Source organism: Propionispira raffinosivorans DSM 20765 (assembly GCF_000381065.1).
Classification (GTDB): Bacteria; Bacillota; Negativicutes; order Selenomonadales; family Selenomonadaceae; genus Propionispira; species Propionispira raffinosivorans.
Genome location: NZ_KB905869.1, coordinates 26,044 through 38,883, shown reverse-complemented (window position 1 = coordinate 38,883; position 12,840 = coordinate 26,044). Strand labels below are relative to the sequence as shown.

General features: G+C 37.6%; 11 protein-coding genes and 1 pseudogene. 9 read left to right on the top strand and 3 right to left on the bottom strand.

The features are described from left to right. A pseudogene (locus tag F606_RS23750) lies at positions 1-133 on the top strand (IS200/IS605 family transposase); the annotation flags it as partial. Between the two features lie 190 nt (positions 134-323). Here F606_RS23750 and F606_RS0117920 read toward each other — a convergent pair. Next, positions 324-1,670, bottom strand: a complete 1,347-nt coding sequence (locus tag F606_RS0117920; protein WP_019555276.1) for a GGDEF domain-containing protein — start codon at positions 1,668-1,670, stop codon at positions 324-326. Between the two features lie 334 nt (positions 1,671-2,004). On the opposite strand from F606_RS0117920, the gene F606_RS0117915 reads away from it, so the two are divergent. The 5 genes from F606_RS0117915 (at position 2,005) to hcp (ending at position 6,429) form a co-directional block, all read left to right on the top strand. Beyond that, positions 2,005-2,433 carry a thioesterase family protein gene (locus F606_RS0117915; RefSeq protein ID WP_019555275.1) on the top strand — a complete coding sequence of 143 codons (429 nt, stop codon included), beginning with the start codon at positions 2,005-2,007 and terminating at the stop codon, positions 2,431-2,433. A gap of 13 nt (positions 2,434-2,446) precedes the next feature. Further along, a complete protein-coding gene (locus F606_RS23380; protein WP_019555274.1) occupies positions 2,447-2,596 on the top strand; it encodes a hypothetical protein in 150 nt (49 codons plus the stop codon). A gap of 40 nt (positions 2,597-2,636) precedes the next feature. Next, a complete protein-coding gene (locus tag F606_RS0117905) occupies positions 2,637-3,770 on the top strand; it encodes a sodium ion-translocating decarboxylase subunit beta (RefSeq protein WP_019555273.1) in 1,134 nt (377 codons plus the stop codon). Between the two features lie 245 nt (positions 3,771-4,015). Then, positions 4,016-4,378, top strand: coding sequence for a P-II family nitrogen regulator (locus F606_RS0117900; protein WP_019555272.1), 363 nt, complete (start codon positions 4,016-4,018; stop codon positions 4,376-4,378). Positions 4,379-4,779: 401 nt separating this feature from the next. Further along, positions 4,780-6,429, top strand: coding sequence for a hydroxylamine reductase (gene hcp, locus F606_RS0117895; RefSeq protein WP_019555271.1), 1,650 nt, complete (start codon positions 4,780-4,782; stop codon positions 6,427-6,429). Positions 6,430-6,469: 40 nt separating this feature from the next. On the opposite strand, the gene F606_RS0117890 is transcribed toward hcp, so the two are convergent. After that, positions 6,470-6,964 (bottom strand): DNA-deoxyinosine glycosylase, encoded by a 495-nt coding sequence (locus F606_RS0117890; RefSeq protein WP_019555270.1) that lies wholly within the window; start codon positions 6,962-6,964, stop codon positions 6,470-6,472. A gap of 266 nt (positions 6,965-7,230) precedes the next feature. On the opposite strand from F606_RS0117890, the gene F606_RS0117885 reads away from it, so the two are divergent. The 3 genes from F606_RS0117885 (at position 7,231) to F606_RS0117875 (ending at position 10,689) form a co-directional block, all read left to right on the top strand. Next, a complete protein-coding gene (locus F606_RS0117885; RefSeq protein ID WP_019555269.1) occupies positions 7,231-7,902 on the top strand; it encodes a response regulator transcription factor in 672 nt (223 codons plus the stop codon). A 6-nt stretch (positions 7,903-7,908) separates the two neighbouring features. Further along, on the top strand, positions 7,909-9,216 hold the full coding sequence (locus F606_RS0117880) for a sensor histidine kinase (RefSeq protein WP_033368619.1): 1,308 nt from the start codon (positions 7,909-7,911) through the stop codon (positions 9,214-9,216). A 264-nt stretch (positions 9,217-9,480) separates the two neighbouring features. Further along, a complete protein-coding gene (locus tag F606_RS0117875; RefSeq protein WP_019555267.1) occupies positions 9,481-10,689 on the top strand; it encodes a pyridoxal phosphate-dependent aminotransferase in 1,209 nt (402 codons plus the stop codon). Between the two features lie 69 nt (positions 10,690-10,758). On the opposite strand, the gene F606_RS0117870 is transcribed toward F606_RS0117875, so the two are convergent. Further along, entirely contained in the window at positions 10,759-12,780 is a 2,022-nt protein-coding gene (locus tag F606_RS0117870) for a methyl-accepting chemotaxis protein (RefSeq protein ID WP_245542148.1), read from the bottom strand. Positions 12,781-12,840 lie beyond the last annotated feature (60 nt).

Below are 12,840 nucleotides of genomic sequence, written 5' to 3'. Positions count from 1 at the left end.
TACGGTAGGAAGAAATAAAAAGCAGATAGAGAACTACATTAGGAATCAGCTAGAACAAGATCAAATAACAGAACAAATGAGTTTAAAAGAGTTTGTGGACCCGTTTACGGGTAGCAAGAAGCAAAAGGCATAAATAAAAAGCCCCTTTAGGGGTCGCCCGAAAAAGTAAAACGTTGGTTAGACCATTCGGACGCCCCTTGAGGGGCTTATGTTAGTAATATGCCCTTCCAGGGCTTGAGCAAGCCTCCGGTTTACCGGAGGTCATGACTTGTATAAAAATTTTATTAGACCATATATATAGTTTGAGTATCAAAGTCTGAATCTTACTCGAATTCACGCGAGTACATATAACAACGATTGCGGCCGTGATTCTTAGCCTCATACAAAGCAACATCAGCAGCATGATAAAGTTCTTCAAAGGTTTGTCCATCTTTCTTATAAATAGCGATACCAATGCTGCAAGAAAATTTTTGATTAAAGGCTTCAATAAATTTTCGTCGAAACAGCTTACCTAAGTGCTGTGATCTTTCCAGGGGCATCTCATCGGATGGGATATCGCGCATGAAGACTACGAATTCATCCCCACCAAAGCGTCCAATGATATCGTCATACCGAAATGTCATACTCAGTTTTTTTGCGAGGCTGACTAATACGGAATCACCAAACTGATGTCCCAAGACATCGTTGACCTGTTTGAAATAATCAATATCAATAATAATAAAAGCATGTTGCTGCTGGCTGTCTTTTTTTAAGGTAGACATAATCAAATATTCGGCCGCCTGACGATTGTACAGTCCAGTAAGCCCATCTCGTTCTGACTTATAGGTTAAGGCATCAATCTGCAGCTTTTGTTTATGAATATTGTGTAAAAGCCCTGTATAACAAAATGGCTTTTGCATGTCATTATAAATCCAGGTTCCTCTTAATTCAAACCAGCGATATATCGTTTTTTGGGGGCCTTTCAGGCGGAGTGTCAAATTGTCAGGGGAAAGTTTATCCATTAAGACTTTATCGATTTTCTCGAGATCAGCCGGGTGGATTGAACTTTTTTTGTAAAGTGAGGTAGAATATGAGTTTATTTGCACTTTTTTATTTTTTTTTCCTTCAGGGGTATCAATATTATAATTTAACGTTAATACATCATGAGGAATATTATATTCAAAAATGATATCTTCTGTGCATTCCAAAATAATGCGATAGCGCGCTTGAACAAGTTTTAAAAGACTCTGTGCTTTGATAAATGCCAGCTTATCTTTTTTAGATTGTTGATTTGTCGCGAGAGAAAAATGAATCACATCAATCAAATAGCTATTGTCATGCAATCGCAAGGTTGCAGTTATATTCCATTTTTGATAGGGGCAGCAGCCTGTATCTGGTTCATTTTGATTCACTAAAATAATCGAAACGATAAGGTCAACGGATTGGTTGGGGGTTAGCTTGGCATGAAATGTATGGATTCGATAAGAAGGTGCTATTGTATTTTGTTCGGCTTCATTTTCCAAGTAGACTATAAAATCAGCTTTTGTAATAAAATGGGTTGGTAAATCGGGCTTATATATATAGGCATTTGTAGCGAGTAGTTGAAGAATTTTATTTGTATTTCGATTAACATAACATGAATCAAGGAAATCCGTCAGTACTTTTTTTGCGGCCTTCAAATTTTTATCCATTTATGTAATCCCCCAATTTTTAGCTGTCGTGTGATCAGTAACTGGTTCTATCTACATTCTATTAAGCTGGAACAGCAATGTCAAACAATAAAAAATTTTTATTTGTAAATTTTTATTCTTCAAATTTGAATTTTAATACTATTGCTGTATTTTGCCGTAGTGGATTACCTGATTTCTAGGTAAATGTGTTGAAACATTAACAAGGATAGCAAAAAGGAATGAAATAGATTACTTTTTTGTATTTCCTTTTTTTGTGAATTAGGTATAAAATAAAAATAAAACAATTTTCAGATTATTTGTAAATGAAAATAAAATGCGGAGAGGGGAATATTAGATGTTTGATTTAAGAGAGATACTTTCAGTAGGACAAAATGCGATGATTCGCCAAGTGGTGCAAAAATCAGATACGGCTAGTAACTATACAAAAGAATTAAATGAATTATTGGCAACGCCAGCTTGTGTGGGAATGGCAATTAAAGCTTCTGTAGAAACCATCGATCAATATTTGCCAGAGGGGTTTATCAGTATAGGATATTCAACTGAATTTACGCATACAGCAACAACGAGTTTAGGCATGACGATCACCATCAAAGTAACAATTATTGAAATCGAAGATCATGAAGTGGTTTTGCAAATAAAAGCGTGGGATGAACAAGGTGAGGTAGGTCATGGTATTCATAAGCGGATTGTTGTGAATCAGGAAGCGCTGTTAAAAAAAGCTCGGCAGCGGACAAGATTTTTAACGAATCGTAAATTAGTATAAGGGGGTTAAAATAATGAATTTACCGGATACGCTGCAAGGCGCTATTGCATTAAGTGTAATTGATTTTTTCCTGAGTTTCATTTTTATTGCCGCTATAGGCGGGGTATTAGCCCTGTTTCCCTGGTTAAATCATTTGGGTGAAATTAAAGAGGATAAATATTGATTATCTAAGAATATCAGAAAACTAGTTTGGAGGAATAAACATGTATGAGCAGTTAATGGGATTGTTGTCTGATTTAGTTCAGCAGACTGGTTTAATGCAAATTTGGTGGGGCAATATCGTAATGATTATCGTGGGCGGTATTTTACTATTTTTAGGAATTGTAAAAAAATATGAACCATTTCTATTGGTAGGGATAGGTTTGGCTTGTATTGTTGCAAATGTTCCGGGATCGGATTTAGTAAAACCGGGCGGATTATTTTATTACGCATATCAAGGTGTAGAACTTCTTATACTTCCTCCTTTGATTTTTTTAGGAATTGGGGCTATGACAGATTTTGGTCCGATGATTGCAAATCCAAGCTTGGTTATTTTAGGGGCAGCGGCACATTTAGGGATTTTTGTAGCACTGATTGGTGCGAAATTACTAGGATTTACGTTAGCGGAAGCTGGAGCCATTGGAATTATCGGCGGTGCAGATGGTCCTATGGCCATTTATGTCACGATGAAATTAGCACCGCATTTATTGCCGCAGATTTCGGTGGCAGCGTATTCTTATATGGCACTTATGCCATTGATACAGCCGCCAATTATGCGTTTTCTTACAACGAAAGAAGAACGGAATATTATCATGGAACAACCAAGATATGTTTCCAGACTGGAAAAGATTGTTTTTCCTATTGTAATCGCTATTATTGTTAACTTGTTTTTACCACCGGTGGCACCGCTCATTACGATGCTGATGCTGGGCAATTTATTGAAAGAATGTTTGGTTGTAGATCGTTTGGCGGAAACCGCTGCCAATACATTGCTCAATATCGTTACCTTGATTTTGACGGTAGCAATTGGTTCTACGATGCAGGCCGATACCTTTTTGAATTTCAAGACATTGGTCATTATTTTACTTGGGCTGCTTGCCTTTGCTTTTGGTACAGCTTCGGGGGTTATCGGCGCAAGGATTATGAATAAAATCAGCGGTGGTAAAATTAATCCGCTGATTGGTTCAGCCGGTATTGCTTCGGTGCCGATTGCGGCACGTGTTTCGCATATGGTTGGTTTGCAAGAAAATCGAGCGAATTTCTTGATTATGCATGCCATGGGACCGAATTTAGCGGGCGTGTTTGGAACAGCGATTTCTGGAGGTATTATGCTGGCACTTTTGGGGGTACTGGATTAAACTGCTGCATCAAAATACAAAAAAATACAATATTCATGTGATAAAGTATTGTAAATTTATGCAATCAGTGATATATTGAAAAATAAAATAAGTAGTAAATGAATCAGGTAAGCAAAGAAGCTTATTTAAGTTGTACGTATGATTTTCATATGGCTTAAATAAGTTTCTTTTTCATTATGATAGATGCTTACAGGCTTTATATCATAAAAATAAATCGAGCAGGGTAATTAGAGGAGGAAAATAATATGTGTACGATTCATAAAATTGAAATCATTACTCGCCCAGAAAAACTGGAAGATTTGAAAGAAGCTTTAAATAAGATTGCAGTTACAGGGATGACGGTGAGCAATGTCTATGGTTGCGGATTATCCAAAGGTCATAAAGAGGTATATCGTGGAACCGCTGTAGAGGTTACGCTGCATCCGAAGGTGAAAGTTGAGATTGTCGTGTGCGAAGTTCCGCCAGCTAGTGTTATTGAAGTGGTAAAACAGGTTTGCTGTACGGGTCATATTGGTGATGGAAAGATTTTTGTTTATAAAGTAGAAAATGCGGTGAAGATTCGTACAGGCGAAGAAGGCCGTGATGCAATTGTCGATAATCATATTTAAATTTAATAGGTCATATTCATAAAATAGACACAGAGGTTGTAATAATTATATTGTTATAGTCTCTGTGTTCTTTTTTGTTATAAAAACTGACTATTCAAATATTTTAGCTCCTATTATATTAAATATGGTAAGATATATATATGTATTAAAGAAATTACATCTAGCCTATGAGTCTGCCAGAAGTGGGATATAAGAATGACGATTGCCATATAGAATAGTTACGAAACTTAATATAGTTGCACTCTTTTGATAAATAAAAGATAAATGTGTTGCAATAGCAACATATTTATCCAACAGAATCCATTACAATCATAGTATGACTTGGATACGCAATAGGTATTCCCACTGATTTGCCTAAGCAGATCCGTGTAAAATAAAAAATATATTTGGAGGTATGACAAATGGAAAATGCTATGTTTTGTTATCAATGTCAAGAAACGGCAGGGTGCTCAGGCTGTACTAAAATTGGTGTATGCGGGAAAAAAGCGGAAGTTTCTAACATTCAGGATTTGCTGCGTTATGTAACGATTGGGCTTTCGGAGGTGACAATGGCTTTAAGGCAGGAAGGTAAAGTAGTGGATGCTGCTGTAAATCATGTTGTGTCTTCAAATTTGTTTACAACCATTACGAATGCAAATTTTGATGATGCTGTGATTTCTGCATGCGTAAAAGAAACGATGGCTCTCAATAAAAATTTGGCAGCTCAGTTGAGTGAAATACACAATTTGTCAGATGCGGCTATTTGGCAGAGCAACAGTCATGAGGAAATGGCTGAAAAAGCAAAAACAGTTGGTGTTTTAGCCACAACGAATGAAGATATTCGCAGTCTGCGTGAGTTAATTGTTTATGGCTTAAAGGGGATTGCGGCTTATCTGAAACATGCGAATGTCCTTGGTTTTGAAAAGGAAGAAATTGATATATTTTTACAAGAAGCACTTACTAAAATTCATGATGATCGTTTATCGGTAGATGAACTCATTGCCTTGACGATGGAAACGGGTAAATTTGGCGTTGCGGGTATGGCAGTGTTAAATGAAGCAAATACGACTACTTATGGCGATCCGGAAATTACGAAAGTTGATATTGGTGTTGGTGATAAGCCCGGAATTTTAATATCAGGGCATGATTTAAAAGATCTTGAAATGTTATTGCAGCAGACCGAAAATCAAGGTGTGGATGTTTATACACATTCTGAAATGCTGCCGGCACATTATTATCCAGCTTTTAAAAAGTATAAACATTTTGTCGGGAATTATGGTAATGCATGGTGGAAACAAAAAGAAGAATTTGAAAGTTTTAACGGACCGATTCTCATGACAACGAATTGCATTGTTCCACCTAAAGACAGTTATAAAGATCGTATTTATACAACAGGAGCCGCTGGATTTCCTGGCTGCACACATATTGCTGGTGGGATTGGTGAGGCAAAAGATTTTTCGGCGATTATAAAGCAGGCGAAAGGCTGCGCAGCACCAAAACAAATCGAAACTGGTTCGATTGTTGGTGGATTTGCTTACAATCAAGTCATTGCTTTGGCTGATAAAGTAGTTGCAGCTGTAAAATCCGGTGCAATCAAAAAATTTGTAGTGATGGCTGGTTGTGATGGTCGGATGAAATCAAGAGATTATTACGCTGAATTTGCTAAAGCTTTGCCACAGGATACAGTTATCTTGACGGCTGGGTGTGCAAAATACAGATATAATAAATTGGAGTTAGGTGATATTGGCGGAATACCTCGTGTGTTAGATGCTGGACAATGTAATGATTCATATTCTTTGGCATTGATTGCTCTGAAATTGAAAGAAGTTTTTGGCCTTGATGATATAAATGATTTACCAATCATTTATAATATTGCTTGGTATGAACAAAAGGCAGTTATTGTACTATTGGCACTCTTATCCTTAGGGGTAAAAAATATTCATCTTGGGCCAACACTTCCTGCATTCTTATCGCCGACTGTTGTGGATGTTTTGGTTAAAAATTTTGGCATTGCTGGTATTGGTACAGTAGAAGAAGATATAAAACTGTTTTTTGCTGAACAATCTGCTTAATTGAAAAACGAGCCCCCATTTTTAATGGGGGCTCGTTTTTTTATTTAAGCAGTGCTTGCTGCCAGACCGGCAGGAGCTTTTCTAAAGTCCAGCGTGCATTTGCGGGGCTGGTAGATGGTAACGTCATGGTTTTGATATGCAAATCATCCAATAAGGTTTTGTAGTGTTTTTTAAAGAGTCGGCAGGCTGCTGCACCATTAAAACACACCTTGTGAATTTGTGGATATTCTTTGAAAAAAGTGGGAAAATCATTGGGTATTTCTTCTTTTATCGCTGTATCAAGGCTGCCATCACGTTGGCAAAGATCCAGTGAATCCCAAAGGGCAATATGATTCCTTAGCAGCATGGCTAAAGAATCTTTGTAGCTAACCTGCGGCTCTTGTGCAAGGATCACTGATAGAAGCGGCCAAAAACGATTTTGCTTATGGGCATAATATTGCTGCATAGCAAGTGATCGAACCCCAGGCATAGAGCCGAGAATTAAAATTGTTGAATCTTGATTGACCGAGGGCGGAAAACCACTGCAATTCATCATCTTATATAACCTCACGATGTAATGGATTTTATGCTAACTATAGCAAAATTTTGGATTAAGGTAAATATGCTATTGGAAATTCACCGGAAAAAAGTTAATGAATCAATTTTTCAGCGGATTTTCAAGATCCGTATATATACTATGCATATACTTTTGTTTACCTTCGCGGCATGTTACAGCTAAATTGAAAAAGTATAGTATCTAAAGTGAAATATGCGGTATAATTTATGAAGTAGAAGTTTATCAAGCGAAGGAGTTTGGTGTAGATGCGTGTTTTATTGGCAGAGGACGATAAAAGATTAGGTAATTTGATCAAATATATGCTGGAACAAAATAAAATTACCGTAGAGTGGGTTGTCAGCGGTGATATGGCTTATGAATATGCAGTTTATGATGAATATGACATTTTAATTTTAGACTGGATGATGCCGACTGAAAGTGGTATCAGTGTTTGTCGGCGTCTGCGTGTGGCTGGTTACGAAAAAGCGATTTTAATTTTAACAGCGCGAGATGCGGTAGAAGATCGGGTAGCTGGTCTGGATGCGGGTGCAGATGATTATTTGGTGAAACCGTTTGAATTTGAGGAATTACTGGCGAGACTTCGAGCTCTTGGGCGTCGTACCAATCAGAAAATTCAGCAGGAAATTTTGCGAATTGGTCAATTTACGTTGAATAGAACAGCTAAGGTGCTTAGTAAAAATGAACAAGAGATCCAACTATCACCGCGAGAATTTCAGATTTTTGATTTGTTGGCTCAAAATCTGGGACTGGTTGTGCCGCGAGATGTTATTTTGGATCGGATTTGGGGATTGGAATCCGAGGTCAGCTCCAATAATATTGATTCGTATGTTAAGCTTTTGCGTAAAAAACTGGATCTGGGTGAAGATAAAACGATGATTCATACGATTCGTGGTGTGGGGTATAAACTGGAAGTTTAGGGGGATATGTCTTTGAATATGTTTGGTCAAACCAGACGAAGATTGACTATGTTTTATTCACTTATGATGTTTTTCTTTCTACTTCTCTTAGTGTTTGGAATGCATGAGAGTATGGAATGGTCTATTACTTCCGAGCAGGAACGTGAGGTTTTAGATACGACGGAAGATGTCTTAAATGAAGAAATTATTTTGTTGCAGCGTCATGGCTCTTTAGCAGATGATAGTGAAGACTACAAAGCCAGCAATGGACGTCTCTATTTTTATGCTTTTGATAATCACGGGAAATTGATCAATTATTCCCGTGCTGTACCGATTCTTGAACCGCTTATTTTGGAAGCGATTCAAAAGTGGAACGTTCCAGATGATCAGATCATGGAATTTACCAATACGCATAATTTTAAATATGAATATAAAGTATTGATGGCGGCAAAACCGATTATTATTGATGGTGAAAACAGGGGAATGGTTTACGTAGGGAAAGATGTTGCATCCGTATACAATGGGTTACGTAAAGCAACTTTGATTTTGGGATTGCTTTCGCTCTTAGCATTTATTGTGGCAAATTTTGCCGGACATATCATGGCGGGCAAAGCTATTATACCTTTAAAGGAAGCCTATGAACGGCAACGGCAGTTTGCGGCTGATGCATCACATGAACTAAGGACACCACTTAGTGTAGTTATGGCGTCGGTAGATGTTCTAGGAAATGATGCATCGATTGTTTCTCCTTTTTTACGACAGGTAATTGCAGATATGCGCGATGAAGTTAAAAAGATGACAAAACTCGTGGGAGATTTGCTTCTGGTTGCTCGCAGTGAAAATCAAACGTTTAAGCTGGTGACTGAAAAATTTGATTTGATAGAGGCCATACATGAAGTCGTTCGTAAAATGCAGCCACTCGCGGACGAAAAACATATTAACTTGTTTTTTGTAAAACAGGAATCGATTTTCATTCGTGCCGATATACAGCGAATTAAGCAGCTTTTGATTATTTTGATTGATAACGCATTGAAATACACACCCAGTAATGGTGTTGTTACCGTAAAAGTTGATGGGGAATTTGAAAAAAATAAAATTCGCATTATGGTTCGAGATACAGGGATTGGCATTTCTTTGCCTGATCAACATAAAGTTTTCGATCGATTTTATCGTGTCGATCGGGCCCGATCAAGGGATTCAGGGGGGAATGGATTAGGTCTGGCAATTGCCCGTGATATTGTAAATCTGCATGATGGAGAACTTTATATTGAAAGTAAAATTGGTGAGGGTGCTGCCTTTATCATTGAATTGAAAAAATCAAAACAGCAGGACTAGAAAAACCTGAAATAGATCTTATGGGACAGACACTGAAACGCGTCGACTATAGGGTCTATTTTATTTTATGCAGTAAGATAAAGAGAAAAGTTCCAATAGTTTGCTGCTATATATTTCCGATATCCAATATAAGAAAACATTTGTTTCATTCTAAAATACTATATTTCCTATAATGGTAAACTAATAGAAAAAAATAGCGTAATATTGTATAGTTATACTGTAATGCTATTTTAATAATAAAAATTTGCGAGGATTGATTGAATTATGATTTTATCAAAAAAAGGATTAGAAATTAAGCCATCACCGACTTTGGAAATTGATACATTGGCGAAAAAAATGAAAAAGCAAGGTATTGATATAATAAGTTTTGGTGCAGGGGAACCCGATTTTGATACACCAGATTATATAAAAAAAGCAGCTATTGAAGCCATTCAAAGTGGATTTACCAAATATACTCCGGCCTCAGGCACTTTGGAATTAAAACAGGTGATTTGTAACAAACTCAAGAAAGATAACGATTTGGAGTATGTACCAGCCAATATAGTGGTAAGTAATGGTGCAAAACATTCGTTGCTTAATGCATTCCAAGCGATCTGTAACCCTGGTGATGAAATCATTTTATTTTCGCCTTATTGGGTCAGTTATCCGGAAATTATAAAATTAGCCGGAGCTATCCCTGTAATGGTCAATATGGATGCAAAAAATAATTTTAAAATGAATGTAAAACAGATTCAAGCGCAGATTACAGACAAAACAAAAGCCATATTAATCAACAGTCCAAATAATCCTAGTGGTCAGGTTTATGAAAGAGCTGATTTGGAAAAAATTGCGACATTGGCGATTGAACATGATTTATTTATTATATCCGATGAAATCTATGAAAAATTCCTCTATGAAGATTATACACATGTTAGTATTGCTTCACTTAATGAAAAAATCAAAAATAATACCATTTTAGTGAATGGGGTATCAAAAACCTATGCTATGACAGGCTGGCGTATCGGTTATACCGCATCAAATACTGCGATAGCAAAAATTATGTCGAATATTCAAAGCCATGAAACAGCAAATCCCAATTCAATTGCTCAAAAAGCCGCGGAAGCTGCTATTAGTGGCGATCAATCGCTAATTCATGAAATGATTACACAGTTTGTCAGCAGACGAAACTATATTGTTGAGAGAATCCAATCAATCCAGTATTTATCTTGTATTGTTCCAAATGGAGCTTTTTACCTTATGGTGAATATTTCACAACTTATAGGCAAGAGTATAGATGGTATTACGATTCTTAATGCAGATGTATTTGCAAAAGCAATGCTTGAAAAAGTAAATGTTGCAGTGGTTCCTTGTACTGGGTTTGGTGTGACGGGGTATATTCGACTTTCTTACGCTATTAAATTAGAAAATATTAAAATCGGGCTGGACCGAATCGAAGCTTTTTTGCAGAAAGTAGATGACAATGACATAGTGTAGAATATATTTACGAAACGCAGAAGTCCCCGGTTCTTTGAACCGGGGACTTCTGCGTTTCGTGATTGAAAATTATACTTTGAATTTTGATACTTCGGATTGTAAATCACTAGCGAGGGTGGCGAGGTTTTGGCTGGCGGAAGCAATTTCCTGCATTGAGGCAGATTGTTCTTCTGTTGCAGCGGAAACAGATTGTGCATCATCTGAATTTTTCGTGCTGATTTGATCGATATCTTGAATGGATGAGAGCATGGTTGCATTGCCTGCGGCCATGGTTTCAATAGCCTTTGAAACATCAATAATTTCACGTGATAGCGTTTCAATGGCAATAACAATACTTTTAAAGACTTCATCCGCAGATTTTACGGTATCAATACCAAGCTGCACATTTTTTGAGCCATCACGACTGGCTTCAACTGCTTGACTCATGCCAACTTGGTTTTTCTTAACAAGTTCAGCAATTTGTTTAGAAGACCGTTCCGATTCTTCGGCTAATTTTCGTACTTCTTCAGCGACAACCGCAAATCCATGCCCGGCATCACCAGCTCGAGCTGCCTCAATCGCTGCATTGAGAGCGAGTAAGTTGGTTTGACCGGCTATATTGGAAATGAGTTCAACGATGTTGCCAATTTCATCTGAACCTTTGGCAAGATCCTCGATGGCGGTTTCAATTGTTTTTGTGCCAATGGTAATTTGCTGCATTTGTTCAACGACTTTTGCAATTGAATTTCGTCCCGTTTCAGCCTGTAAAGTTGTTGTTTTAGCATTATCTGCTATTTTTTGCGTTTTTTGTGTTAAGGCATCGGTATTTGTTGAAATGTTTTCTGATATACCTCGAATTTTTTTTGAAGAGGACGACTGTGTTTCCACGCCGGCTGCGATGTCAGTGATGGAGATTGCAACTTGATTTGCAGCTTCTGAAGATTGGTGGGCACTGGCGGTTAATTCTTGACTCGAAGCTGCGACTTGTTCTGTTTGTGATTGTACTTTTTTTAGTAGTGCTCGTAATGTTTGGCGCATTGTATTAAAACCTTGTGCGAGCTGGCCGATTTCATCATGGCTGTTGATCGTTAAATCATTTTGCCTGAGATCACCGGAATTTAAAATATTACATTCATCGCGAATGGCCTCAATTGGTGCAGCGATGCGTTTGGCAAAATAAAATATGACGAAAACAGCCAATAAGATAGCTAGCAAAGAAACAATGGCCATGATTTTGAATAGGTGATCAGCAGCGCCCTCTACTTCAGTGCGTGGAGCTGCTGCAATAACAGCCCAAGTACGACCATCTAGTTCAATCGGGGTAATGACAGCTATATTTTCGACACCATCTGTGCTTTTGTAGTCACTGGATGTTTGCTGCTTTGTCTCCATCGCTTTTTTAAATCCAGCAATCAGGCGATCATCAACCTGACCGCCGCCTTCAATATCTTTTTTTGTTAGATCCAGTTTGCCAACATATTCTGGCCGTTGGCTGTAGCCGATGACAATGCCGGAACTATCCGCTAAATAAGCATAACCAGTATCAAAAAAGGAAACTTTTTCGACCAGTTTGGAAAGACTGTCAAGATTTACCGAGGCCATGACAAAACCAACCAGGGTTCCATTTTCAAAAACGGGGCGCGTCATCATCGTCATGAGTTTCCCCGTGGATTCACCTAAAAATGGTGCCGCGATATAAGGCTTTTGCGTTTGTTTTGGTATTTTGATATAATCACGGTCACCGCGATCTAAATGTTTGCCATCATCACGAATGGCCTGACCATTAATATCGGTATAAAAATATTGAGCAACATTACTGGTGTTGGATTTTGGTGTTGTTAAGAGGACTTGACGAGTGGCATCATCCCCGTGAATGAGGTACTGGTTTTTGGCGAGATCATCCAGACGAATTATTGGTTCAGACATCTCGTTTTTGATATCGGCAGCAATTTGATCACCGAGGCTGCGGGCGATTTTATCAGCATCATTTAAAAGAGCAGTATGCGCCAGAGAATAACTAATAGCTGATAAAATGATGAAACTCAGAATAAATAATGGTAATAAAATAATAAGAAATTTTGTTCGTACATTCTTAACTTGCAAAAAAGTCACTCCTCATCGATTTGATTTTTGGTAATATTACAAAATCAGGAATTAAAGAATACTTATTAT